The organism is Bacillus paramobilis (assembly GCF_038096195.1).
Classification (GTDB): Bacteria; Bacillota; Bacilli; order Bacillales; family Bacillaceae_G; genus Bacillus_A; species Bacillus_A mobilis.
In genome coordinates this window covers 1563493-1590468 of sequence record NZ_CP151108.1, presented here as the reverse complement: position 1 = coordinate 1590468, position 26976 = coordinate 1563493, and the positions used below count along the sequence as shown (strand labels likewise).

Here is a 26976-nt window from a genome sequence, read left to right as displayed (position 1 = left end):
TATTAATTATATTGTAATAAGAAGTAGAGAATTGGTAAAACAAATAACCAACTATCTGTTCGATCTAATATACCACCATGCCCAGGTAAAATCGTACCTGAATCCTTTACGCCATAATGACGTTTAAATGCAGATTGTACTAAATCGCCAATTTGTCCAAAAATAGAAATGATAATTGTCAACACAATTAAAATCCCTACATTAGCCTCAACTGGGAAGAACATATTATAAACAACTGCCACAACAATTCCACAAACGATGCCGCCTAATGAACCTTCAATCGTTTTATTAGGACTAATTTCTGGCCATAATTTTCTTTTTCCTAATGCTTTTCCTACAAAATATGCGCCTGAATCAGTAGCCCATATAACAAATAATGCACAAAACACATATTTAATTCCTAATATTCTCGTTTCATTCAAATATAGGAATCCCATTCCAACATATGCTGTTGCCATTAGTAAAAATGAAGCATTGTCAAAAGTAAATGTATTCTTAGAAAGGACTGTATATGATAAAAGTAATAAAACAATCACAAATGTGATTTCTAATTTACCTAATCCAATCTGCGTAAACAGTTCTGATGCACTACTTGGAATTAAAATAATCCATAATAATACTGCAGCTAAAACTGTTGGTACTGAAATAAGCGTAAGCTTATTCATACGAATTAATTCATATAAACCTATAGAAGCAAGTGCATACACTAAAACCGTAAAAGGCACGCCACCGTAAATTACGATGGGAATGAATAGCGCGGCAGCAACCACTCCAGTAATAATTCTCTGTTTCACTACCAAACCCTCTCTTTCTACACGCCTCCGAATCTGCGCCCTCTATGCTGAAAGTCTGTAATCGCATTTAGCAAATGTTCCTCGGTAAAATCTGGCCAATACACATCTGTAAACCAAAATTCCGAATATGCAATTTGCCATAACATGAAATTACTAATACGTAGCTCTCCGCTCGTACGGATTAACAACTCTGGGTCAGGTAAAGAACTCGTCATTAAATAGGAAGAAAGCATTTCTTCACTTACATCTTCAACACGAATTTTTCCTTCCTCACTATCTTTCACCATATGTTGCACAGCAGAAACGATTTCATCTCGACTTCCATAGTTTAACGCGAAATTAAGAATTAATCCCGTATTCTCTTTCGTATCTTCCATGGCCTTTTCCATCGCTCTGCGTGTATGCGTAGGAAGACGATCTTGTTGTCCTATTACTCGGACTTGTACGTTCTCTTCAATCAATTCTGGTAAAAATGTACCTAGAAATTCTTCTGGAAGCCTCATTAAATAGTCAACTTCCTTTTTCGGTCTTTTCCAGTTCTCAGTCGAAAAAGCATAAAGAGTTAATACTTTCACATTAAGTTTGCTTGCAAATTTTGTGATTTTCTTTACAACTTGCATGCCCTCATGATGTCCCGCAATACGAGGCATCGCTCTCCTCTTTGCCCATCTACCATTACCATCCATAATGATGGCAATATGTTCTGGGATGTATCCTTTTTTCACTTTTTCAACGAGATGATCAAACGATGCGTCCTTTTTACTTTTAAAAAAAGGAAAGTTTTTAAACATCATTCATACCCTCCAGCAAGCAGACATATGCCTAAAAGTGTAAAAAGACCCCCTTAAGAAGAGGGTCATATTTGCGAAGGTATCGCTATTACACTTCCATGATTTCTTTTTCTTTGTTTTTTGCGATTTCGTCAACTTTTGCAATATATTTATCTGTTTCTTTTTGGATATCTTCAGTATATCCTCTTAAATCATCTTCTGTAATCTCGCCTGCTTTTTCAAGCTTCTTAAGATCATCGTTACCGTCACGACGTACGTTACGAACAGCAACTTTCGCTTCTTCAGCATATTTTTTCACAACTTTAACAAGATCACGACGACGCTCTTCTGTTAATGCAGGGAATGCAATACGAATTACAGTTCCATCATTAGAAGGGTTTAAGCCTAAATCTGCTTTTAAAATTGCTTTTTCGATATCACCGATAGAAGTTTTATCATAAGGTTGAATTACAAGTAAACGTGCTTCTGGAACTGTAATGTTCGCTAATTGCACAACAGGTGTTGGTGCACCATAGTAATCAACTTGTACCTTATCTAATACAGACGAGCTTGCACGACCTGCGCGAACTGTTGCCAATTCACGAGAGTAAGCAGCAACTGCTTTTTCCATTTTTTCATTTGAAGACTTCAATACTTGTTGTCCCATCTTTATTTCCCCCTTACAACTGTTCCGATATTTTCGCCTAAAACGGCACGTTTAATGTTACCTTTTTCCATAACAGAGAATACAATTAATGGAATATCATTGTCCATACATAAAGAAGAAGCTGTTGAATCCATTACACCTAAACCTTCTTTTAATACATCTAAGTAAGTAAGTGTTTCGTATTTCGTAGCTGTTGGGTCAAGAGATGGATCTGCATTATATACGCCATCTACATTGTTTTTCGCCATTAAGATAACGTCTGCTTCGATTTCCGCTGCACGTAGTGCTGCCGTTGTATCTGTAGAGAAATACGGGTTACCTGTACCTGCTGCAAAGATCACAACACGTTTTTTCTCTAGATGACGAACTGCTTTACGACGAATGTAAGGCTCTGCTACTTGACGCATTTCAATTGAAGTTTGAACACGAGTTTGAATTCCAATGTTCTCTAGGCTATCTTGAAGAGCTAATGAGTTCATAACTGTTGCTAACATACCCATGTAATCTGCTCCAGCACGATCCATCCCCATTTCACTTCCAATTTTTCCGCGCCAAATGTTTCCGCCACCAACAACAACAGCAACTTCTACATCAAGTTCTGCAATTTCTTTCACTTGTTCCGCAACTGATTTAATTACAGATGGGTTAATTCCAAATCCTTGTTCGCCAGCTAACGCTTCTCCGCTTAGCTTTAATACGACACGATTATATTTCGGTTTACTCATAATGAACCTCCAATTGCTTACATCTTTATTTTAAAAAAGGGAACACAATGTGTTCCCTAATCTTTATTAGTTACTACCTTTTACTTGGTTCATTACTTCTTCAGCAAAGTTGTCTTCGCGTTTTTCGATACCTTCACCAACAGCGTAGCGAACGAATCCTTTTAATGTTCCGCCTTTAGACTCAACGAACTGACGAACTTTCATATCAGGGTTTTTAACGAATGCTTGGTCAAGTAAGCAAATTTCTTCGAAGAATTTGCCTAGACGGCCTTCAACCATTTTTGCAACGATTTTTTCAGGCTTGCCTTCGTTTAAAGCTTGTTGTGTTAATACTTGACGCTCATGCTCAACTTCTTCAGCTGTTACAGCATCGCGGTCGATGTATTTAGGGTTAACTGCTGCGATGTGCATTGCTACATCTTTAGCAGCAGCTTCGTCAGTAGAACCTTCAAGAACTGTTAATACACCAATACGTCCACCCATGTGTAGGTAAGCGCCGAATGCATCAGCATCAGTTTTTGATACGATTTCGAAACGACGAAGTGTAAGTTTTTCACCAATTTTAGCGATTGCTTCGTTGATGTGCTCTTCTACTGTTTTGCCGCCTTCGATTGTTTGAGCCATAGCTTCTTCAATGTTAGCTGGTTTGTTAGCTAATAAGTGAGCAGCTAATTCTTTAATTAACGCTTGGAAACCTTCGTTTTTCGCAACGAAATCAGTTTCAGAGTTTAATTCTAAGATTAAAGCTTCGTTACCGTTTGTTTCGATGAAAGTTAAACCTTCAGCAGCGATGCGGTCTGCTTTTTTAGCAGCTTTCGCGATACCTTTTTCACGTAAGAAGTCAATTGCCTTCTCCATGTCGCCATTAGTTTCTGTTAAAGCTTTTTTGCAGTCCATCATACCTGCGCCAGTTTTTTCACGTAATTCTTTTACCATTTGTGCAGTGATTGCCATACTATTCATCCTCCTAAAATATGTATTTATACCTTTTATAAAGGTGTTTATACCTTAAAAAAGGTGATAAAAGGCCGAACCCCTTATCACCTTTCCAACTTTGTTACGCAGTAACAGTTTCTTCACCTTGTTTTGCTTCAAGGATCGCGTCTGCCATTTTAGATGTAAGAAGTTTTACAGCACGAATTGCATCATCGTTTGCTGGGATAACGTGATCGATTTCGTCTGGATCACAGTTTGTATCAACGATACCGATGATTGGAATGTGTAATTTGCGTGCTTCAGCAACTGCAATACGCTCTTTACGAGGGTCTACTACGAATAATGCACTTGGAAGACCTTTCATATCTTTAATACCGCCTAAGAATTTCTCAAGACGCTCTAACTCTTTTTTAAGTTGAACAACTTCTTTCTTAGGAAGTACTTCGAAAGTACCATCTTCTTGCATTCTTTCGATGTCTTTAAGACGCTTGATACGTTTTTGGATTGTTTGGAAGTTTGTTAAAGTTCCACCTAACCAACGTTGGTTAACGAAGTACATACCAGCACGAGTTGCTTCTTCTTTAATAGCTTCTTGTGCTTGTTTTTTAGTACCTACGAATAAGATGTCTCCACCTTCAGCAGCGATGTCGCGCATCGTTCTGTAAGCTTCCTCAACTTTTTTCACAGTTTTTTGTAAGTCGATGATGTAGATACCGTTACGCTCTGTGAAAATGTAACGCTTCATTTTTGGGTTCCAACGACGAGTTTGATGTCCGAAATGAACACCAGCTTCAAGCAATTGCTTCATAGAAATTACTGACATAATATAGTTCCTCCTAAATGGTTTTTGATATCCTCCGTTTACTTCATCTCTAAGCGAAACTACAAACGTAGCACCAACACTTAAATCAGTAAACGTGTGTACTTTGTACTGACACCACTGCTTACTATATCATACTGAAATATTACAATCAAGTCGAAAATGCGAACAATGTAAAACTTTCTTTGTTCACACTCGAATTCTAGTATTACCAACCTGCATTTCTTTTAAGCGAAAAAATGAAATTCAATTCATAGCTTTTCAGAAAAACATGATTATGACGCTATTTGCAAACAACATCAATCTTTTATACACAAAAAACTCTCCTCAAAAAATGAGAAGAGTTTTATAAATTAGTTTGTTTTTAATTTAGCAAGTTCCTGTAGAAACTTGTCGTTTAGCACTTTAATGTATGTTCCTTTCATACCTAAAGAGCGAGACTCAATAACACCAGCACTTTCTAATTTACGTAGTGCATTTACGATTACAGAACGAGTAATTCCTACGCGATCAGCAATTTTACTTGCAACTAGTAAACCTTCTGTTCCATTTAATTCTTCGAAGATATGCTCAATTGCTTCTAACTCACTGTAAGATAATGAGCTAATCGCCATTTGAACAACAGCTTTACTACGTGCTTCCTCTTCGATTTCTTCCGCTTTTTCACGTAAGATTTCCATACCTACTACAGTTGAACTGTATTCAGCAAGGATTAAATCATCGTCTAAGAACTCTTGACCAAGACGAGCTAATACTAATGTACCTAGACGCTCACCGCCACCAACGATTGGTACGATTGTAGTTAAACCTTGACCGAATAATTCTCTATTTTCTACTGGGAACGCTGTGTAAGCACTGTTTACATCTAAGTTTGAAGATGTTTCTGTAATGTTGAATAAGCTTTGCGTGTATTCTTCCGGGAATTGACGCTCTGCAAGCATTTGTTTCATACGCTCATTCTCAATTTGTTGGTGAATTGCATAACCTAGTAATTTACCACGACGACTTACTACGAATACGTTCGCTTCGATTACTTCACACATTGTGTCAGACATTTCTCTAAAGTTTACAGGCTTTCCTGCTGCGCTCTGTAATAACGCATTTAATTTTCTTGTTTTTGCTAATAATTCCATTTCAAAAGTTCCTCCTACATATTACTCACATATTTTTTCATCACTTGGAAACTAGGGCGAGTCACCTGATGACACTATTACAAAATAAACTGGCTCACATCTTTATTTTTAGCAATCGTTGCTAATTTCTCCTCAACGTACTGAGGTGTTATCGTTATTTTCTCTAACGTAATTTCAGATGCTTCAAACGATAAATCTTCAAGGAGTTTCTCCATAATCGTATGAAGTCTTCTTGCTCCAATATTATCTGTATCCTGATTAACTTGATAAGCAATCTCAGCAATCTTACGAATAGCTTCGTCTGAAAATTCAATTTCTATACCTTCAGTCGCTAATAAAGCTATATATTGTTTAATTAACGCATTGTCAGGCTCGATTAATATTTTAACAAAATCATCTGTAGATAATTTTGTTAATTCTACCCGAATCGGAAATCTCCCTTGCAGTTCCGGAATTAAATCCGACGGTTTAGACATATGAAACGCTCCAGCTGCAACGAATAAAATATAATCCGTTTTTACTGATCCGTATTTTGTCGCAACATTCGATCCTTCTACAATCGGCAGAATGTCACGTTGCACACCTTCACGTGATACATCTACGCTATTCGACTGCTTACCAGCAATTTTGTCAATTTCATCGATAAAAATAATCCCGAGCTGTTCAGCACGATAAACAGCCTCTTGTGTAACTTCATCCATATCAATTAAGCGCTGTGCTTCCTCATTTGTCAAGAGTTTTCTTGCTTCTTTCACAGAAAGTTTACGTTTTTTTGTTTTTTTCGGCATAAAACTTCCTAACGCATCTTGGAAATTCATTCCCATTTGTTCCATACCAGTTCCTTGTAGCATATCGAACATAGAAGACTGTTGCTCAGTCACTTCAATCGATACAATTTCATCTTCAAGAAGTCCTGCAGCAAGCTTTCTTTCCACATCTTGACGTTTCTTTTCGATTTCAACATCTTCCTGTGCGTCAGATGTTTGATTCGAATTTTGAGCACCGCCAAATAGCATTTCTAATGGGTTTTTAAATCCAGATTGTTTCTCAGGACTCGGCACTAAAATTTCCACAAGACGTTGATTCGCTTGTTCTTCCGCTTTATCTTGTACTTTAATTACCATTTCTTCTTTCACGATACGAACTGACGTTTCCACAAGGTCACGTACCATCGATTCTACATCTCTACCTACATATCCAACTTCTGTAAATTTGGTAGCTTCAACCTTAATAAAAGGTGCTCCAACGAGTTTCGCCATTCGTCGTGCTACCTCTGTTTTACCAACACCTGTTGGTCCAATCATTAAAATATTTTTAGGCGCAATTTCATCACGTAGATTTTCAGCTAATTTACTTCGACGATATCGATTTCTTAAAGCTACAGCAACCGCTTTCTTCGCATCTTTTTGACCGATAATGTATTGATCTAATTTTTCCACAATTTGACGCGGAGTAAAATGTAAATGCATATAAAATGCCTCCCTTACGATTCTACAATTCTTCCACAATTATATTGTGGTTTGTATAAACACAAATATCGCCAGCAATGTCTAAACTCGCTTTCGCAATTTGCTTCGCTGTTAAATGTTCACTTGCATATTGCTTTAAAGCACGACCTGCAGAAAGCGCATAATTCCCACCAGATCCAATCGCTAAAATACCATCATCCGGTTCGATTACTTCTCCTGTACCTGAAACAAGAAGCATAGTTGTTTTATCCATGACAATGAGCATCGCTTCTAGTTGACGTAACATTTTGTCGCCACGCCATTGTTTTGCCATCTCAACTGCAGCACGCTGCAAGTTTCCATTGTACTCTTCTAATTTCCCTTCAAACATTTCAAAAAGAGTAAATGCGTCAGCAACGGAACCTGCAAAACCAGCTAAAACTTTTCCTTGGAAAAGTTTACGGACTTTACGAGCTGTATGTTTCATTACAACTGCATTTCCCATCGTCACCTGGCCATCTCCAGCCATTGCACATTCTCCATTATGATGAACTGCAAATATCGTTGTAGCGTGGAAATTTCCCATAGAAAAAACTCCTTTATATGTTTTTATAGCTTTAAAAGCAATTTATGCCCGTGGGTGATGCTTCATGTAGACCGAACGCAATCTTTCTTTAGAGACATGCGTATAAATTTGTGTCGTCGACAAATTCTCATGACCGAGTAGCTCCTGTACAGTACGTAAATCTGCCCCTTCATCTAACATGTGTGTAGCAAATGTATGCCTTAACATATGGGGACTTATCCGCATTGTCAGCGAAGCTTTCTTAATGAGTTCGTTTAATACATAGCGTACCCCTCGACTTGTTAGCGGCGTGCCTTTCGCATTTAAAAATACCATATGAGAGTGTTCTTCAGTTTTGTGAGCTAACTGTTTTCTCCCGTTCTCTATATAAGTAATTAAAGCATCTTGCGCATAGCTTCCGAACGGAATATACCTTTGTTTTTTTCCTTTTCCCATTACTAAAATTGTTCCCACCGCGAAGTCAATATCGGTAAGTTGTAAATTGACACATTCACTCACACGGATTCCAGTCGCATACATCAATTCTAATAAAGCTTGATTCCTTTGACCTAGCGGTGTTTCCGTATCAGAAACTTCAAATAATTCCTCTAATTCTTCAGCATATAAAAACTTTGGGATTGACAATTCTTTTTTGGGGAGTGACGCAAGTGCAAACGGATTATCTTTCCGATAACCTTCACGCATCAAAAAACGATATAAACTTCGTAAACTTGATACTTTTCTTGCGACAGATTTACGGGCTAACTTTTCATCGTGCAACGTCGTTAAGTACAAACGAACATCCGCGTATGTAACATCTAAAAAAGAGGATATGCCTTCTCGCTCCATAAATTGCACAAAATGTTCTAAATCATTTTGATAACTTGCAATTGTATATTTTGAATAATTTCTTTCAATTTGTAAATATCCAACGAATAATTGTAACAATTTCTTCACATTCACACAATTCACCTCAATAAAGGCTACTAAATCGTATCACAACTTAGTAGCCTTTGCAAGAAATTTAACTAAATATTTACAAAATTTTGAATTGTTTCTAAAGCGCGTGTTGCATAGGCTTCATTTCGTTCTGCTTTTTTCTTGATTTTCTTCTCTAACGGTGCAAACAGACCGAAGTTTGCATTCATTGGTTGGAAGTTTTTCGCATTTGTCGCAGTAATATAATTCGCCATACTTCCCATTGCAGTTACAGATGGTAATACAACTGGCTCTTCACCTTTCACAAGTCGAGCAGCGTTAATACCTGCTAGTAACCCTGATGCTGCCGATTCAACATATCCCTCTACTCCAGTCATTTGGCCAGCGAAGAATAAATCATCACGTTGTTTATATTGATATGTTGGACGAAGCAAGTTAGGTGAATTAATAAACGTATTACGATGCATTACACCATAACGTACAATCTCTGCGTTTTCCAGTCCTGGAATCAACTGTAACACTTCTTTTTGTGGTCCCCACTTTAAATGCGTTTGGAAACCTACGATATTGTATAACGTTCCTGCTGCATCATCTTGACGTAACTGAACAACAGCATATGGCGTTTTCCCTGTTTTCGGATCTTCTAATCCAACAGGTTTCATCGGTCCAAATACTAATGTCTGTCTTCCTCTACTTGCCATAACTTCTACCGGCATACAACCTTCAAAGAAAATTTCTTTTTCAAATTCTTTTAAAGGTACTGTTTCAGCAGCAATTAAAGCCTCGTAAAAACGGTCAAATTCCTCTTCCGTCATTGGGCAGTTTAAATATGCAGCTTCACCTTTATCGTAACGAGATTTTAAATATACTTTATTCATATCAATGCTGTCTTTCTCAACAATCGGTGCTGCAGCATCATAGAAATAAAAATAATCTTCACCTGTTAATTCTTTTAATTGTGCAGCAAGGTCAGGAGACGTAAGTGGACCTGTCGCGATAACAGTAGGCCCTTCTGGAATTTCAGTAATTTCTTCATTCATCACAGTTACGTTCGGATGGTTTTTCACATACTCCGTTACCTTTGCCGCAAATTCATGACGATCTACAGCTAAAGCCCCTCCTGCTGGTACAGAGCACTCATCAGCTGCACGAATAATAACAGAGTCCATTAGACGCATTTCTTCTTTAATAACACCAACAGCGTTTGTTAATGTGTTTGCGCGAAGTGAGTTACTGCATACTAACTCTGCAAATTTATCTGTGTGATGAGCTGGCGTTTGCCTTACTGGTCTCATTTCATACAATTTTACTTGGACACCACGTTTTGCAATTTGGTAAGCTGCTTCACTTCCTGCAAGACCTGCGCCAATGACGTTTACTACTTGTGTTGTCATATTAATCACCTTTCCTTTTCTTCCCGAAAAAAATGTGAGCAGTTACGCTCACATTTGTTGTTCTTCTTCATAATCACACGAAATACATTGTACTTGCACGCCTTTTTTCAACTTCTTCTCTACAAGCATACCTTCGCACTTCGGACATTTACGACCAATTGGTTTATCCCAAGATACAAAGTCACACTCTGGATACGTACCGCATCCATAGAAAAGACGTTTCTTTTTATTACTACGGCGTTCAATAATTTGACCTTTATCACACTTCGGACAAGTAACACCGATTTCTTTCACAATCGGTTTTGTATTACGACAATCTGGGAAATTCGAACAAGCCATAAATTTCCCGTATTTACCCATTTTAAAGACCATTGGGTGATCACACAATTCACAGTCTTCCCCAGCTGGTTCATCTTTAATTTCCACTTCACGCATTTCTTTTTCCGCTTTTTCTAAACGCGGTTCAAAGCCTACGTAGAAATCATCAACAATTTTTACCCAATTCGCATTTCCTTCTTCTACTTCATCAAGACTTTGCTCCATGTTAGCAGTAAATTCAATGTTAATAATTTCTGGGAAAAACTCTAAAATAAGTTCAATTACTATTTCACCAAGTTCAGTTGGAACGAAGCGTTTATTATCCAAACCTACGTATCCACGTTTTTGAATCGTTTCAAGTGTCGGTACGTAAGTCGACGGTCTTCCAATTCCAAGCTCTTCAAGTGTTCTTACTAGACGAGCCTCTGTATAGCGCGGCGGAGGTTGTGTAAAGTGTTGCTTCGGTTCTAAATCCTTCGAAAATACCGTTTCCCCTACTTCTAAAGGTGGCAACATTTTATCCTTTTCTTCAGCCCCGTCATCTTTCGACTCTACATACACTTTCATAAATCCTGGAAACTTTACAACCGATCCACTTGCACGGAACTGAACATTGTTATTAATGAGTCTAGCTGTCACAGTATCCATTATAGCAGACGCCATTTGACTTGCAACAAATCGCTCCCAAATCAGTTTATACAACCGAAGTTGATCACGACTTAAGAAACTCTTAAGTTCCTCTGGCCTTCTCATTACCGAAGTAGGACGAATTGCCTCATGCGCATCTTGCGCGTTCGACTTTTTCGTTTCTTTCTTCTTTTCTGTTCCTATGTATTCCGCACCAAACGCCTCAGTAATATAAGTACGCGCCTCTGTTTGAGCTGTTTCTGAGATACGTGTTGAGTCAGTTCTCATATACGTAATAAGACCTACAGTCCCTTGCTTTCCAAGATCTATCCCTTCATACAATTGCTGCGCAAGCATCATTGTTTTCTTTGCTCGCATGTTTAACTTACGAGCAGCCTCTTGTTGCAAGGAAGATGTTGTAAACGGTAATGCAGGATTACGTTTTCGCTCTTTTCGCGTTACATTTTCAACTGAAAACGCATTATCTTTCATCTGTTCAATTATTTCATTCACTTGCGTTTCATTCGTTAATTGAACTTTTTCACCATCTACACCGTAAAAGCTTGCTTCAAATGTGTCTTTCCCCTTTACAAATTCTGTCTTAATTGTCCAGAATTCTTCAGGCTCAAAGATTTGAATTTCTTTTTCACGTTCGATAATTAAACGAACTGCTACAGATTGTACGCGTCCTGCACTTAATCCTTTTTTTACTTTCTTCCATAATAAAGGACTAATATTGTAACCTACAAGACGATCTAGTATACGCCTTGCTTGTTGTGCATCTACTAAATCCATATTAATCGCACGAGGATGTTTAAATGATTCTTTTATTGCATCTTTTGTAATCTCATTAAACACAACTCGGCAATCTGATTCAACGTCCACATTTAACGTATTGGCTAAATGCCAAGCAATCGCTTCCCCTTCGCGGTCTGGATCGGCCGCGAGATAGACTTTCTTTGCTTTTTTAGCCGCTGATTTTAAATCTTTTAAGACGGGACCTTTACCACGAATGGTAATATACTTCGGGGTGAAGTTGTTCTTTACTTCTATCCCCATTTGGCTTTTAGGTAAATCGCGAACGTGTCCCATAGACGCGACAACTTTGTATTTTTTCCCTAAATATTTCTCAATGGTCTTCGCCTTAGAAGGCGACTCCACGATTACGAGGTAATCTGACATGCTAGTGCCTCCTTAAGAGGTGGATTCAAGTCTTCATCAATCTTATTGATTTCTCTTGTTTTTGTCAATCAAGAATGAATATACCATACAGTGCCTTTCTACCATTTGTCAATAATTGTTTAATAAAAACATGAAAATATAAGGTTAATTTAAAATCTCTTCCAAGATATCTTCTGCATTTCTTACTAGTTTTGCTCCTTGTTGAATCAGATGATTCGTTCCTGATGCACTATCTATAAATATAGGTCCAGGAAGTGCAAATACCTCTCTATTTTGCTCTAAAGCAAGGTCCGCAGTAATAAGTGTTCCACTTCTTGATTTCGCTTCTACAACCAAAACACCCTTACTTATACCACTAATAATCCGGTTCCTTTTTGGAAAATACCATTTTTTCGGTGCATAGTGCGGTGGATACTCTGTTAATAACAATATATATTCATTCCACGTTTCATATAAATGTCTATTCTCTTTTGGATACATATACGATAATCCATGTCCTAGTATTGCAATAGTCGGACAATGCCGTCTTACTGTTATTTCATGAGACATTGTATCTATCCCTCTTGCAAACCCACTAACAATAAGCCATTCTCTTTCTAATAATGGGTGTAAAATAAGTTTTAAACTCTCATGTCCATATAAAGTCGGTTCTCTCGTTCCAATCACCGCTAATTTATTCGCTTTATTGAGAAAATCCTTCTCGCCTTTTCCATATAACACAAAGGGTGGATCTTGTATTTCACGTAATAATTGTGGATAATCTTCATCCCATATGGTCATATAAAAGATTCGATTTTTCTCTAAATAAGATATATATTGCGGGAGATTTGAACTTTGAAGAAAATGTACTAATTCTGAAGATTTTTTCGAGGATATTCCAGTGTAGTATTCCATTTGTTTTGCATTAAAAGTGTATATTCCCTTCAATTCAGGATCGACATATAGTAGTCTTTCCATCGCCTTCCAATGATCCGCTAAAAAATAATGAAGATGTAATAATCGTTCTCTTTTCATCTTAATTCTCCTTACCCATAATTTTTATTATGTAAACAAGAATTACGTAAAAAGACACCTTCAAGCAAGAAGGTGTCTTTCAACAGATTAGTAGTTTTTACAAGTCTCAAATAGACCTTTTTCTTTTAAGACAGAGATTAGCGTTTCGCCCATAACCGCTGGAGTTTCCGCTACTTTAATACCACAAGCTTCCATCGTTTTAATCTTTTCAGCAGCAGTTCCTTTACCACCAGAAATGATTGCACCAGCATGACCCATACGTTTGCCAGCAGGCGCTGTTTGACCACCAATGAAGCCTACAACAGGTTTTGTCATATTAGCTTTCACCCATTCAGCTGCCTCTTCTTCCGCTGTACCACCGATTTCACCAATCATAATTACAGCATGCGTTTCTTCATCTTCATTAAATGCTTTTAACGCATCTATAAAGTCCGTACCGTTAACTGGGTCCCCACCGATACCTACAGCAGTAGATTGACCAATACCTTCTTGTGTTAACTGGTGTACAGCCTCATACGTTAATGTACCAGAGCGAGATACGATACCTACATGACCTTTTTTATGAATGTAACCTGGCATAATACCAATTTTGCATTCATCAGGCGTAATAACGCCAGGACAGTTTGGTCCAAGTAAACGTGTATGTTTACCCGCCATATATCTCTTTACGTTTACCATATCTAATACAGGAATTCCTTCAGTAATACATACTACTAAATCGATTTCTGCATCAACTGCTTCCATAATTGCATCAGCCGCAAAAGCGGGTGGAACGTATACAACTGAAGCGTTTGCGCCTGTTGCTTTCACTGCATCTTCTACAGTATCAAATACTGGTACACCTTCAATATCAGTGCCACCTTTACCTGGCGTTACACCACCGACAATTTTCGTACCGTATTCAATCATTTGTTTTGTATGGAATAACCCTTGAGAACCTGTAATACCTTGAACAATAACTTTTGTATCTTTATTAACTAATACGCTCATTTTTCTCCCCCGCTTTCTATTAGCCCACTAGTGAAACAATTTTTTGTGCACCGTCTGCCATAGATTCTGCTGCAACAATATTTAAGCCAGACTCATTTAAAATCTTCTTACCTAACTCTACGTTTGTACCTTCAAGACGTACAACTAAAGGCAATTCAAGACCTACTTGTTTCGTCGCTTCAATAACACCTTCTGCGATAACATCACACTTCATAATGCCACCAAAAATGTTAACAAAGATACCTTTTACATTTTTGTCAGAAAGGATAATTTTGAATGCTTCTGTAACTTTTTCAGCTGTTGCACCGCCACCAACATCTAAGAAGTTAGCTGGATCGCCATGGTAATGTTTAATGATATCCATTGTAGCCATCGCTAAACCTGCACCATTAACCATACAACCGATATTTCCATCTAAAGGAATGTAGTTTAAATCATATTTAGAAGCTTCAATTTCTTTTGAATCTTCTTCATCAAGATCACGAAGTTCTAAAATGTCTTTATTGCGATATAAAGCATTAGAATCAAAGTTTAATTTCGCATCTAATGCCATAACTTTACCGTCACCTGTTGTAACAAGTGGATTAATCTCCGCGATAGAACAATCTTTTTCGATAAAAGCACGGTATAAGCCCATCATAAACTTCACAGCTTGTCCTACAAGCTCTTTTGGAATATTGATGTTAAATGCGATTCGGCGTGCTTGGAAGCCTTGTAAGCCTACTGCTGGATCAATATATTCTTTAAAGATTTTTTCAGGTGTTTGTTCTGCTACTTCTTCAATTTCTGTTCCACCTTCTTCAGATGCCATTAAAACAACTTGAGAAGTTGCACGATCTAAAACTAGACCAACATAATATTCTTTTTTAATATCGCAACCTTCTTCGATAAGTAAGCGTTTTACTTCCTTACCTTCAGGACCTGTTTGATGTGTCACAAGTGTAGTTCCTAAAATGCTCTCTGCATATGTACGAACTTCATCTAAATTTTTTGCAACTTTTACTCCGCCAGCTTTGCCGCGTCCACCAGCGTGAATTTGTGCTTTTACTACACATACATCCGTTCCTAATTCTTTAGCTGCTTCTACAGCTTCTTCCACTGTAAATGCAACCTTCCCGTTCGGAACGCTAACCCCATAGCTTCTAAGGACTGCCTTACCTTGGTACTCATGGATATTCATGGTCCCATCCTCCCCTGTTTTCCTGTTTTACTCGAAAAGTTTTTTAATGTTTAAAAAACATTACATTGCCATTGTATAAGATGATTGGCACGCTGTCTACAATAAAGTGTCAGAAAACTGAAATCGCTTTATTCTTTTTTGAAAATAATAATGTTCATATACCAAAATAAAAAAATAAGCTGCATATTCGCAGCTTATTTTTGAATCATATCTTTAATTGGTGCGAACGATTTCCGATGTTCTTCTAATACTCCATGCGCTTCAATCGCTTCTAAATGTTGTTTTGTGCCATATCCCATATGTTGTTCAAATCCATATGCAGGATACTTTTCTCCAAGTTCTTTCATCATACGATCTCTCGTTACCTTCGCAATAATGGATGCAGCTGAAATAGAAATACTTTTCGCATCACCTTTAATAATGGATGTTTGTGGAATTGGTGTAGGAAGTTTCATCGCATCAATTAATAAATATTCTGGTGCACAAGATAAATTCGCAACAGCATCTAACATCGCTTGTTTCGTCGCTTGATAAATATTTATCTCATCAATAATTTGTGGTGATACGATTCCAACTCCAATCGCAATTGCTTGTGCTTTGATTTCATCATAAAAACGCTCTCGCTTCGCCTCACTCAGTTTTTTCGAGTCATTTAACCCTGGAATATAAAAATCTTCCGGAAGGACAACAGCTGCCGTCACGACAGGCCCAGCTAGTGGCCCACGCCCTACTTCATCTATACCCGCGATAAGTGTGAGCCCTTTTTCACGTAATGCAATCTCGTACCTAGACATTTCGAAAAACTTTTCTTTTTCTTTCTGCGCTAGCTCTTTTTGTTTATGCCACTTCAAAATGAGCTTTTGTATCCCTTTTCGCTCGTCTTTCATTAATAGTTGAAAGCGATCATCTTCTTCACTCATTATTTCATGCAGTAAACGTTCCGCTTCTTGAATAGTCACTTTTTGCATTCATGCCACTCCCCTTATATACAAAAAAGAAAAGACGCACTAACGCACGTCTTATACTTCTTCTATTTTTTCTACATCTTCTGTCTGCTCTGCAAACTCTTCCGGTGTTTCAAACGTCATTTTTCCAAGTTTTCCACCGCGAAGCTCACGAAGTACAAGCTCAGATGTTTTATCATAATCAATCATTCCGCCGCCCATTAAACAGCCTCTATTTTTTCCAATTGCATCGAATAACTCTACAATATCTTCTGGAATTTCATTTAAATTATATCGCTCTTTCAGACGTTCTGGATAATATTTCTCCATAAAACGTAGTGCGTAAACAGCAACATCTTGTAAATTTAAAATTGAATCTTTAATTGCGCCTGTTGTCGCTAAACGAAGACCCACTAGTTGATCTTCAAATTTAGGCCATAAAATACCAGGTGTATCTAACAGTTCCATTTCCTTCCCAACTTTAATCCATTGTTGAGCCGTTGTCACACCAGGGCGATCTCCTGTTTTAGCAATATTTTTCTTCGCTAACTTATTAATTAACGTAGATTTACCAACATTCGGTATACCTACAATTAATGCACGAATCGCTCTCGGTCTAATACCTTTTGCAGCCATTTTATCAAATTTTTCTTTCACCAACACTTTACAAGCCGCTGCAATTTCCTTCATACCTTGTCCAGCTTGTGCGTTAATTGAAATTGCCATTTGGTCTTTTTCTTTAAAATATGCGATCCATTGCTTTGTTAAACGATCATCTGCCATATCCGCTTTATTTAAAACAACGAGCCTCGGTTTATGTGTAATGATCTCATCGATCATTGGATTTCGAGAAGATAAAGGTAATCGAGCATCTACAAGCTCAATTACAACATCAATTAACTTTAATTTTTCTGTTACTTGGCGTCTAGCCTTTGCCATATGTCCCGGGAACCATTGAATTACCATGTTGCCACCTTCTTTTTCTTTTATTTCACAATACGAGCATCTTTTAACGGCCAATATAGTATATTTGCTTTTCCAATCACTTGGTCCATTGAAATTGTACCAATCGAGCGACTATCTTTACTAAAACGACGATTATCGCCTAAAACAAATAATTGACCTTCTGGAACAGTTTTCTTCCCTGTCATTTCTTCAAGAGTAAAATCATATGTAAGCGGTCCGTCAGCAATTTGTTTTTTCTGCTTGTCTAAATACGGCTCCTCATAAGCCTTTCCGTTAACATATAGTTTATCATTACGATACTCTATTTCATCGCCTGGCAGACCGATAATGCGCTTAATATAATCCTTATCTTCCGTAGCTCGGAATACGATAATATCAAATCGTTTCGGATCTCCTATGTGATAACCAATTTTATTGACAATCATTCGATCGCGATCATGTAAAGTAGACGCCATCGACACTCCATCTACGAGAATTGGCGCAAAGAAAAACTGTCTAATAACACCCGCTAATACAACAGCAATCAAAATTGCCTTGATCCATTCCCAAAGTGAACTCTTTTCTTTCTTCATGCATTTCCCCTCCACGATTATGTAAGCTGCTCGTATTATATCAAAATTTTATATAGATTGGAAAAAGGGAGCTTGTGCATTTACAAGCTCCCATACATGTCTTATCGAATTTCTTTAATACGTGCTTTTTTACCGCGAAGGTTACGTAAGTAGTATAACTTAGCACGACGTACTTTACCACGACGAAGTACTTCAAGTTTCGCGATTCTTGGCGTGTGAACTGGGAATGTACGCTCAACACCTACACCGTAAGAAATCTTACGAACTGTGAATGTTTCACTGATTCCGCCACCACGACGTTTAATTACAACACCTTCGAAAAGCTGAATTCTTTCACGAGTTCCCTCAACTACTTTTACGTGTACACGTAAAGTGTCTCCAGGACGGAATGAAGGAAGGTCAGTTTTTAATTGGCCTTGAGTAATTTCTGCGATTAATTGTTGCATATTAAATTCTCTCCTTTAAACAGATGCTCTTATAAAGTCTTAATAAATTACAGCGGAACATCGTTAATACGGCCACTGATTTCAGTAGCACAAGTGTTATAATAGCATATTGCTAGGACTGTTGCAATAGAAAATATATCTAGCCCTTACTTGTCTTCTTTAATCTGCTCTAGCCATTTCACTTCTTGCTTAGATAATTCTCGTTCTTCCAGTAAATCTGGTCTACGCGTGTACGTACGACGTAGTGATTCTTTGTGTCGCCATTCATCAATATTTTTATGATTTCCTGACATTAATACATTCGGTACCTTCATACCACGAAAATCAGCTGGACGTGTATAATGAGGATGTTCTAATAAACCTGTACTAAACGAATCCTCAACTTGTGAGGCATGATTTCCTAACACTCCTGGCAGAAGACGCACGACACTATCAGTAATAACCATAGAGGCTAACTCTCCGCCGGTTAATACGTAGTCACCAATAGAAATCTCATCTGTTACGAGATGCTCACGAATTCTTTCATCGTACCCTTCATAATGACCACACACAAAAATAACATGCTCTTCTTCAGCAAGCTCTTCTGCCTTCTTCTGCGTAAAACGCTCTCCTTGTGGACACATTAAAACAACTCTCGGTTTACGGTCTGTTTCCTTCGTTAACTCTTCCACTGCATCGAAGATAGGCTGGGGAGTTAATACCATCCCAGCTCCACCACCATACGGATAATCATCTACGCTATTATGCTTACTCGTTGTATAATCGCGGAAATTGACAACACGAAGCTCTACTGCCTCTTTTTCTTGTGCTTTCTTTAAAATTGAAGATCCAAACACACCCGTAAACATATCTGGAAACAATGTTAAAATGTCAATTTTCATTATAGCAATCCTTCCATTACATGAATGGTTACTAATTTATTCTCAATGTTAACTTGAAGTACAACATCATCAATATAAGGAATTAATAGGTCTTGACCTTTTGGACGTTTAATTACCCAAACATCATTTGCACCAGGAGATAAAATTTCTTTTATTGTTCCTAACGCTTCTCCTTCTTCCGTTACAACACTGCAACCAATAATTTCATGGTAGTAGTATTCGCCTTCAGCTAGTTCGCCTAACTGCTCTTCTGGTACTTTTATTAAAGAACCTTTAAACTTCTCTGCTTCATCTACATTGTTGCATCCTTCAAATGTTAATAAATCAAATGTCTTATGTTGACGATGAGAAGTTACTTTCACCGGAAGGTAGTCTGTACTTTTCTCATTACTTATGTATAATGTGTTTCCTACTTTATATCGCTCTTCTGGAAAATCAGTACGAGAAATAACACGAATTTCTCCTCTTACGCCATGAGTATTTACAATTTTCCCTACGTTAAACCACTTTGTCATAAATAGTATGTCACCCCTGGTTTCTATATAAATTAAGCATTTCCATTTCATATATGGAACATGCAACTTCTCTTTAAATGTTAAAAAAGGGAGAGGAAATAACTCCTCGCCCTTTTTACGTTTATTGAATTTCCAGTGTTACTTTTTCATCATTATGATGTCCCACTGAATACAAGAGCATTCGAATTGCTTTCGCAACTCTCCCTTGCTTTCCAATGACTTTTCCAACATCCTCAGGATGTACAGTTAATCGATACTTTATCTCTCCGTTGTAAAGTTCCTGTGTAACTTTTACATCTTCAGGATGATCGACAAGAGGCTTGACAATCGTCTCGACTAACTTCTTCATAGTCATTGCCTCAATTACTTACCTTGTTTAGATAAGTGGAATTTCTCCATGATACCTTGGTTAGAGAATAAGTTACGAACTGTATCAGATGGTTTAGCACCATTTCCTAACCATTTTAATGCTGCTTCTTCGTTGATCTTAACTTCAGCTGGTTGAGCAACCGGATTGTAAGTACCGATTTCCTCAATGAAACGTCCGTCACGAGGAGAACGAGAATCTGCAACAACTACACGATAGAAAGGAGTTTTTTTAGCTCCCATACGTTTTAAACGAATTTTAACTGCCATTTATAAAGCACCTCCGAATTTATTTCACACAGATAATTATATTAGCAAAAAGACTATTGCTTTGTAAAGTATTTTTTCTTAACAGAGCTATCTTTTTTCCTTACATGAATGGAAACTTCAATCCACCTAGTCCTTTTTTCTTACCTTTTTGCATTCCAGTCATCGTTTTCATCATCTTTTTCATATCATCAAATTGCTTGATTAAACGATTGATCTCTTGTACCGTTGTACCGCTACCTTTGGCAATGCGCTTTTTGCGACTAGCATTGATTATTTCCGGTTGTTCTCGCTCTAATTTAGTCATAGAACGAATAATTGCCTCAATATGCCCAATTTGTTTTTCATCAACTTGCGCATTTTTCAGCCCTTTAATTTTATTTGCACCAGGAAGCATTCCTAACAATTCATCAAGCGGTCCAAGTTGACGCACTTGTCCAAGTTGTTCTAGGAAATCGTCAAGCGTAAACGAAAGCGTACGCATTTTTTGCTCAAGTTCTTTTGCTTTCTCTTCATCAACTGTAGCTTGCGCTTTTTCAATTAATGTTAAGACGTCTCCCATCCCTAAAATACGGGATGCCATACGCTCTGGATGGAACGCTTCAATCGCATCTAGTTTTTCACCCATACCAGCAAATTTAATCGGTGTATTTGTTACAGCTTTAATAGATAATGCCGCACCACCGCGCGTATCACCATCTAATTTCGTTAATACAACACCTGTTAAACCTAACTGTTCATGGAAACTTTGTGCAACATTCACCGCGTCTTGACCCGTCATCGCATCGACAACAAGGAAAATTTCATCCGGTTTCGCAACTTCTTTCACTTTCGCTAATTCATCCATTAGTTCTTCATCAATATGCAGACGACCTGCTGTATCGATTAAAACATAATCGTGATGATCTTCTTTTGCTTTTGCAATCGCTTGTTTCGCAATTTCAACAGGACTTACTTGATCTCCTAAAGAGAATACAGGCATGTCCAATTGCTTCCCTAATGTTTCAAGCTGTTTAATCGCTGCTGGACGGTAAATATCCGCCGCAACAAGCATCGGTTTACGATTATGCTTTTTACGAAGCAAATTCGCAAGCTTACCTGTCGTCGTTGTTTTACCCGCACCTTGCAGACCAACCATCATTATAACAGTCGGTGGCCTATTAGCAACAGCAATTTTGCTTTGCTCTCCGCCCATAAGTTCTGTAAGTTCTTCCTGTACGACTTTAATTACTTGTTGTCCAGGTGTCAAACTTGTCATTACATCTTGTCCGACAGCACGTTCAGACACACGCTTTACAAAATCTTTTACTACTTTAAAGTTAACGTCCGCTTCTAAAAGAGCTAGACGAACTTCTCTCATCATTTCTTTCACATCGGCTTCAGAAACTTTTCCTTTGCCGCGGATTTTTTGCATTGTCTGTTGAAGTCGGTCGGCTAATCCTTCAAATGCCATATTGCCGCCCTCCTAATCTAATTTTTCGATAGCTTCAACAACTTGTTTCATTTCTTCATTCACATGCTCTTCTTCGCTGATTAGCTGTTTTAGCTTTGCAACAAGTCGCTGTCGCTCTTGAAACTTTTGAAGTAATACTAATTTATCTTCATATTCTTCAAGCATCGCTTCAGTCCGTTTAATGTTATCATACACGGCTTGGCGACTTACATCAAATTCTTCCGCAATTTCACCAAGAGATAAATCATCTAGATAATAAAGCGACATATAACTTCTTTGTTTTTGCGTTAACAACGATTGATAAAAATCAAATAAATAGTTCATTCTCGTTGTTTTTTCGAGCATGTTGGATCATCCTTTGTTAAGTGATTTCCCTTTACATGAATTAGTTTACATGGAGTACAAAAGAGTGTCAAGTTTTTTTCTTAACATCACATATTTTTATAGAAAAAGAAGCGGAAAATACCGCTTCTTTCACTTACACTTCTTCTGTTTCTACTAAGTTCGCAAATAAACCATACACATATTGTTCTGGATCAAACTGCTGCAAGTCATCCATTTGCTCCCCTAATCCAACAAATTTCACCGGTACATCCATTTCGTTACGAATCGCTAATACAATACCACCTTTAGCAGTTCCATCTAACTTCGTTAAAACAATACCAGTAACATTCGTTGCTTCACGGAATGTTTTCGCTTGACTTAAACCGTTTTGTCCTGTTGTTGCATCAATAACAAGTAATACTTCGTGAGGAGCCCCCGGTACTTCACGCTCAATTACACGCTTCACTTTCTCTAACTCTTTCATTAAGTTTACTTTATTTTGTAAGCGTCCTGCTGTGTCACATAGTAATACGTCTACTTTACGTGCTTTCGCAGCTTGTACAGCGTCATACATAACCGCCGCTGGATCAGATCCTGATCCTTGTTTAATCACTTCTACACCAACGCGATCGCCCCATACTTCTAATTGTTCAATCGCTCCCGCGCGGAATGTATCTCCCGCCGCCAATAGGACAGACTTACCTTCTGTTTTGAATTTATGTGCTAATTTACCAATCGTCGTCGTTTTTCCTACGCCATTAACACCGACAAATAAAACAACTGTTAATTGATCCTCTTGCATATTAATTTCGTTGCTAAATTCACTGTCACCTTTGTAAATTCCTACTAACTTTTCTGAAATAACAGCTTGTACTTCTTTTGGATCCTGGATGTTACGACGTTGCACTTCTTCTTTCAATTGATCAATTAATTCCATTACCGTCGAAACTCCGACATCTGCACCAATTAAAATTTCTTCTAGTTCCTCAAAGAAATCTTCATCTACTTTACGATAACGATAAACTAAATCATTTACTTTATCTGCAAACGAATTTCTCGTCTTTTCTAACCCTTGTTTAAATTTCTCTGTTACCGTATCTGTTTGTTTTGAAATTTTTTCTTTTAATTTTTTAAAAAAGCTCATACTGTCCCATCCTTCCTAATTACTTGCAACTAGTTCTTCTCCATCATCTAAACGAACCGAAACAAGTTTAGATACCCCTGACTCTTGCATTGTTACACCGTACAATACGTCAGACTCTTCCATTGTACCTTTTCTATGTGTAATGACAATAAACTGTGTCTCATCACTAAATTTCTTTAAATACTGCGCAAAACGGGCAACATTCGCCTCATCAAGAGCCGCCTCTACCTCATCTAGCACACAGAATGGAACTGGGCGCACTTTTAAAATACCAAATAAAAGCGCAATTGCTGTTAAAGCACGCTCTCCACCAGAAAGTAAACCTAAGTTTTGCAGCTTCTTCCCTGGCGGCTGCGCTACAATATCAATACCCGTATTTAATAAGTCCTCTGGATTCGTCATGACTAAATCCGCTCTACCGCCTCCAAATAATTCAGAGAATACCGATTGAAACTCCATTCGAATTCCTTCAAACGTAGTAGAAAAGCGTTTTTTCATTTCTTCATCCATTTCAGTAATAAGTTGGTGCAATGTTGTTTTCGCTTCTTCTAGGTCATCTTTTTGCTCTAGTAAGAATGTATGACGCTCTGCTACACGCTCATACTCTTCAATTGCCCCTAAGTTTACTGTGCCTAGCTCTTCGATGGATAGTTTAATTAGTTTCACCTTTTTACGTGCATCCTCAGCAGGCATTATCATTGTATACTTCAGTTTTGCTGCTTCAAATGAAATTGTATATGTTTCACGTAAATGTTGTAATCTATTTTCTAACTCTACATCAAGTCGGTTTATTTTTACTTCTTGATCTTTCAACATCTCAAGAATGTATTTATGTTTACCTGTTGTTTCTTTCAGATTACGCTCTAACTGTTCTACTCTATCTTGTAACGATACACGTTGTTCGCGACGAGAGCGAATTAAATCTGAAGTTTGATTACGATCATATGCTTTCTTCTCAATCATATTCGTAATTTGCTCTTCGCCACTTGAATTCGATGTCATTTCTTGTTTTAAGAATGCTAAATCCTCTTTCGTTTTGACAAGCGTTGCATCCGTTTCTTCTTTTTCCTTCGTCAAACGTTCAACTTTTTCTTTTTGATTAGATAAACGTTGTTGCTTTTCAGCCGCCAACACTTTCAACTCAGTCATTTCTTTTTGAACTTTTTCTTTCGAAGAATGCTGCTCACTTTTTTGTTTTGTTAAAGCGACAATTTTGCTATCTAATCCCGTAATCTCAGCTTGAAGAGTCGCTAAAATCTTTTCTAGCTCTTCTTTACGCCCTTGTATCTTCACTTGATCTTGTAAGAATCCTTCAATCTCTAAATCGTAAATAGATAAACGATCATTAATACGATGTTCTTCTAATTCTAAGCGATTAATTTCTTCTCTTAATTTCTGTTCATCTACACGCTCTACTTCTACACTTTGCCTTAGTTCGCGTATTTGCACTTCTCTTTCTTGAATCTCTTGCTTTACTGCTTTAACAAAGTTTTCTAACTTCGTTGTTTTCTCTTCCATATCAGTTAACTTGCTCGTCCACTCTTCTAGTTCACGTTGACGTCCTAATAGAGAAGATTTCGCCTGTTTTACCGCTCCACCTGTCATAGAACCACCAGGGTTCACTACATCACCTTCGATTGTTACAATACGATAACGGTATTGCAGTTGTTTCGCTAACTCATTTGCCCCGCGTAAATCTTTTGCAACAATAACTGTCCCTAATAAATTCGAAACTACATTTTCATATTTATTGTTATATTGCACAAGTTCTGCCGCCACACCTACAAACGATGGGTGTTGATTTACAATACGTAATTGTTCAAATGATAACGATCTACTTTTAATAACAGCTTGCGGTAAAAACGTTGCTCGCCCATGTTTATTTTGTTTTAAAAACGCAATTGCGTTACGAGCATGTTCTTCTTTTTGTACGACAATATGCTGCATTGCTGCACCTAGAGCAATTTCCATTGCAATTTCATATTCTTTCGGTACCGTTAGCAGTTCTGCAACAGCACCCTCGATACCTTGCAACCTATTTTCTCTAGCTTTTAATACTTCACGTACTCCTTGATAGAAACCAGAGTAATCTTCTTGCATCTCTTCTAGCATTTCTTTTCGAGAACGTGCCTGTTGTACAAATTGATACGCTTGATACAACTTTGTTTCATTTTCACTATATTGCGTCTTGCATTTCCCAAGTGCTGCTTCTGTCTTTTGTATATCCGAAAGGATACCAGCTACTTTTTCTTTCACTTGTTCATAACTTTCCACAAGCTTCGTCTTTTTCGCGGTAATTTCCATACGCATTTCTACATATTTCGCATTTTCTTCATCGAGGCGTTCATTTTTAGAGTTTTGTTGTTTAGATTGTTCTTCAATCATAGATAACTCATTGCGATGACTAGCTTGTTGATTTAAAAGTTCAATATAGTCACCCTTTAAATTCTCAATTTGTTCCTCTAAATTGTCAGCAAAAGTTGCAAGCAGTAACTCATTATCATGCAATCTTGTCTCCAATTCTTTTACTTGATTTACAAATTGCATCAACACTTCTGTACTGGATTCAATTTCACCATCATAACTTGTAGCTTTCTCTGTTAATTCAACAATTAACTGCTCGAGTTGCGCACAATGCGTCGTTGCATTTTGTTTTCTCTCTTTTAATAACTCACGCTGTCCTTCTAACTTTTCTAGCTCTTTACTAGAAAGAAGAAGTACTTCTTGCAGGGAATCTACAGACTCATCTACCGCTTGTAATTGTCCTCGTAATTCCTCTAGCTCTTCTTCACCTTTTTGTAAATGCGTTGACATTTTAGCTTCTTCGTTTTTATTATGCCCAAACTGATTTCGAAGCGCTTCCCATTTCTCATGTAATTCTTCAATTTCATGTACAATAAGCGCCGCTTCTACTTTCTCTAATTCTTCTTTTTTCTCAAGATAATCTTTCGCAATAGAAGCTTGTCTTTCTAAAGGTTCTACTTGACTACTTAATTCGTGAATGATATCTTGTACACGATTTAAGTTTTCTTGTGTATCTGCTAATTTTGCTTCAGCTTTCTTTTTACGAAGTTTGTATTTCAGCACTCCAGCAGCTTCTTCAAATACACCACGACGTTCTTCTGATTTACTACTTAAAATCTCTTCAACTTTCCCCTGGCTAATAATCGAAAAAGCTTCTCTTCCCATACCAGAGTCCATAAATAAATCGATAATATCTTTCAATCTACATGATTGTTTATTAATATAAAAATCACTATCACCAGAACGAGATACACGACGCGTTACACACACCTCATTATATTCAATCGGTAAACGTTGATCTTCATTATTTAAAGTTAATGTTACTTCAGCAACATTAACTGCTCTTCTCGTATCACTGCCCGCAAAAATAATATCCTCCATCTTTGCACCACGTAATGATTTTGCAGATTGTTCACCAAGTACCCAGCGGATCGCATCAGTAATATTACTTTTCCCACTTCCATTAGGTCCTACTACAGAAGTTACACCTGGGACAAAATCAACAGATACACGCTCAGCAAACGACTTAAATCCTGCTATTTCTAATCTTTTTAAAAACACGAAAGGCCTTC

Annotated in this window: 27 protein-coding genes; all 27 read right to left on the bottom strand. The window is 37.6% G+C overall.

All coding sequences use genetic code 11. The annotated features are described in order from the left end of the window. Positions 1-2: 2 nt before the first annotated feature. Positions 3-794, bottom strand: coding sequence for a phosphatidate cytidylyltransferase (gene cdsA / locus AABL52_RS08390; protein ID WP_000813582.1), 792 nt, complete (start codon positions 792-794; stop codon positions 3-5). 17 nt (positions 795-811) lie between these two features. Then, positions 812-1588, bottom strand: coding sequence for an isoprenyl transferase (gene uppS, locus AABL52_RS08385; protein WP_000971309.1), 777 nt, complete (start codon positions 1586-1588; stop codon positions 812-814). Between the two features lie 85 nt (positions 1589-1673). Further along, entirely contained in the window at positions 1674-2231 is a 558-nt protein-coding gene (gene frr, locus AABL52_RS08380; RefSeq protein WP_000531505.1) for a ribosome recycling factor, read from the bottom strand. Positions 2232-2233: 2 nt separating this feature from the next. Further along, on the bottom strand, positions 2234-2956 hold the full coding sequence (gene pyrH, locus AABL52_RS08375) for a UMP kinase (protein ID WP_000042667.1): 723 nt from the start codon (positions 2954-2956) through the stop codon (positions 2234-2236). Positions 2957-3022: 66 nt separating this feature from the next. Next, positions 3023-3910 carry a translation elongation factor Ts gene (tsf, locus tag AABL52_RS08370; protein ID WP_001018583.1) on the bottom strand — a complete coding sequence of 296 codons (888 nt, stop codon included), beginning with the start codon at positions 3908-3910 and terminating at the stop codon, positions 3023-3025. 103 nt (positions 3911-4013) lie between these two features. Continuing rightward, entirely contained in the window at positions 4014-4715 is a 702-nt protein-coding gene (gene rpsB, locus AABL52_RS08365) for a 30S ribosomal protein S2 (RefSeq protein WP_000111485.1), read from the bottom strand. A 350-nt stretch (positions 4716-5065) separates the two neighbouring features. Continuing rightward, on the bottom strand, positions 5066-5845 hold the full coding sequence (codY, locus tag AABL52_RS08360) for a GTP-sensing pleiotropic transcriptional regulator CodY (RefSeq protein WP_000421290.1): 780 nt from the start codon (positions 5843-5845) through the stop codon (positions 5066-5068). A gap of 77 nt (positions 5846-5922) precedes the next feature. Further along, positions 5923-7314 carry an ATP-dependent protease ATPase subunit HslU gene (hslU, locus tag AABL52_RS08355; protein WP_341519154.1) on the bottom strand — a complete coding sequence of 464 codons (1392 nt, stop codon included), beginning with the start codon at positions 7312-7314 and terminating at the stop codon, positions 5923-5925. 22 nt (positions 7315-7336) lie between these two features. Next, positions 7337-7879: an ATP-dependent protease proteolytic subunit HslV gene (gene hslV, locus AABL52_RS08350; protein WP_000526271.1), complete on the bottom strand. Its 543-nt coding sequence runs from the start codon at positions 7877-7879 to the stop codon at positions 7337-7339. A 42-nt stretch (positions 7880-7921) separates the two neighbouring features. Further along, a complete protein-coding gene (xerC, locus tag AABL52_RS08345; protein ID WP_001101238.1) occupies positions 7922-8821 on the bottom strand; it encodes a tyrosine recombinase XerC in 900 nt (299 codons plus the stop codon). A gap of 65 nt (positions 8822-8886) precedes the next feature. Then, complete coding sequence (trmFO, locus tag AABL52_RS08340; protein ID WP_000211998.1) at positions 8887-10191, bottom strand: FADH(2)-oxidizing methylenetetrahydrofolate--tRNA-(uracil(54)-C(5))-methyltransferase TrmFO; 1305 nt, start codon at positions 10189-10191, stop codon at positions 8887-8889. Between the two features lie 48 nt (positions 10192-10239). Continuing rightward, positions 10240-12318: a type I DNA topoisomerase gene (gene topA / locus AABL52_RS08335; protein WP_001286953.1), complete on the bottom strand. Its 2079-nt coding sequence runs from the start codon at positions 12316-12318 to the stop codon at positions 10240-10242. Between the two features lie 144 nt (positions 12319-12462). Continuing rightward, the gene (dprA, locus tag AABL52_RS08330) at positions 12463-13332 is read right to left on the bottom strand and encodes a DNA-processing protein DprA (protein WP_341519153.1); all 870 of its coding nucleotides are present in this window, start codon (positions 13330-13332) and stop codon (positions 12463-12465) included. 87 nt (positions 13333-13419) lie between these two features. Beyond that, positions 13420-14322 (bottom strand): succinate--CoA ligase subunit alpha, encoded by a 903-nt coding sequence (gene sucD / locus AABL52_RS08325; protein WP_000115178.1) that lies wholly within the window; start codon positions 14320-14322, stop codon positions 13420-13422. A 19-nt stretch (positions 14323-14341) separates the two neighbouring features. Beyond that, the gene (gene sucC / locus AABL52_RS08320) at positions 14342-15502 is read right to left on the bottom strand and encodes an ADP-forming succinate--CoA ligase subunit beta (protein ID WP_001020792.1); all 1161 of its coding nucleotides are present in this window, start codon (positions 15500-15502) and stop codon (positions 14342-14344) included. 194 nt (positions 15503-15696) lie between these two features. Further along, the gene (locus tag AABL52_RS08315) at positions 15697-16470 is read right to left on the bottom strand and encodes a ribonuclease HII (RefSeq protein ID WP_088097494.1); all 774 of its coding nucleotides are present in this window, start codon (positions 16468-16470) and stop codon (positions 15697-15699) included. 51 nt (positions 16471-16521) lie between these two features. Next, complete coding sequence (gene ylqF / locus AABL52_RS08310; RefSeq protein WP_341519152.1) at positions 16522-17412, bottom strand: ribosome biogenesis GTPase YlqF; 891 nt, start codon at positions 17410-17412, stop codon at positions 16522-16524. Between the two features lie 20 nt (positions 17413-17432). Next, the gene (gene lepB / locus AABL52_RS08305; RefSeq protein ID WP_000711857.1) at positions 17433-17984 is read right to left on the bottom strand and encodes a signal peptidase I; all 552 of its coding nucleotides are present in this window, start codon (positions 17982-17984) and stop codon (positions 17433-17435) included. Between the two features lie 101 nt (positions 17985-18085). Beyond that, positions 18086-18430 (bottom strand): 50S ribosomal protein L19, encoded by a 345-nt coding sequence (gene rplS, locus AABL52_RS08300; RefSeq protein ID WP_001186518.1) that lies wholly within the window; start codon positions 18428-18430, stop codon positions 18086-18088. 146 nt (positions 18431-18576) lie between these two features. Then, positions 18577-19311 (bottom strand): tRNA (guanosine(37)-N1)-methyltransferase TrmD, encoded by a 735-nt coding sequence (gene trmD, locus AABL52_RS08295; protein WP_061678208.1) that lies wholly within the window; start codon positions 19309-19311, stop codon positions 18577-18579. Then, complete coding sequence (gene rimM / locus AABL52_RS08290) at positions 19311-19826, bottom strand: ribosome maturation factor RimM (protein WP_000170281.1); 516 nt, start codon at positions 19824-19826, stop codon at positions 19311-19313. Before rimM ends, trmD begins: the two co-directional genes overlap by 1 nt. A gap of 121 nt (positions 19827-19947) precedes the next feature. Next, on the bottom strand, positions 19948-20175 hold the full coding sequence (locus AABL52_RS08285; protein WP_000737399.1) for a KH domain-containing protein: 228 nt from the start codon (positions 20173-20175) through the stop codon (positions 19948-19950). 14 nt (positions 20176-20189) lie between these two features. Continuing rightward, positions 20190-20462, bottom strand: a complete 273-nt coding sequence (gene rpsP, locus AABL52_RS08280; RefSeq protein WP_000268750.1) for a 30S ribosomal protein S16 — start codon at positions 20460-20462, stop codon at positions 20190-20192. Positions 20463-20562: 100 nt separating this feature from the next. Next, positions 20563-21912 (bottom strand): signal recognition particle protein, encoded by a 1350-nt coding sequence (ffh, locus tag AABL52_RS08275; RefSeq protein ID WP_000863466.1) that lies wholly within the window; start codon positions 21910-21912, stop codon positions 20563-20565. Positions 21913-21924: 12 nt separating this feature from the next. Beyond that, entirely contained in the window at positions 21925-22257 is a 333-nt protein-coding gene (locus AABL52_RS08270) for a putative DNA-binding protein (RefSeq protein ID WP_000891061.1), read from the bottom strand. Between the two features lie 133 nt (positions 22258-22390). Continuing rightward, positions 22391-23380 (bottom strand): signal recognition particle-docking protein FtsY, encoded by a 990-nt coding sequence (gene ftsY / locus AABL52_RS08265; RefSeq protein WP_000007660.1) that lies wholly within the window; start codon positions 23378-23380, stop codon positions 22391-22393. A 15-nt stretch (positions 23381-23395) separates the two neighbouring features. Next, a complete protein-coding gene (smc, locus tag AABL52_RS08260; RefSeq protein ID WP_341519151.1) occupies positions 23396-26965 on the bottom strand; it encodes a chromosome segregation protein SMC in 3570 nt (1189 codons plus the stop codon). Positions 26966-26976: the final 11 nt, after the last annotated feature.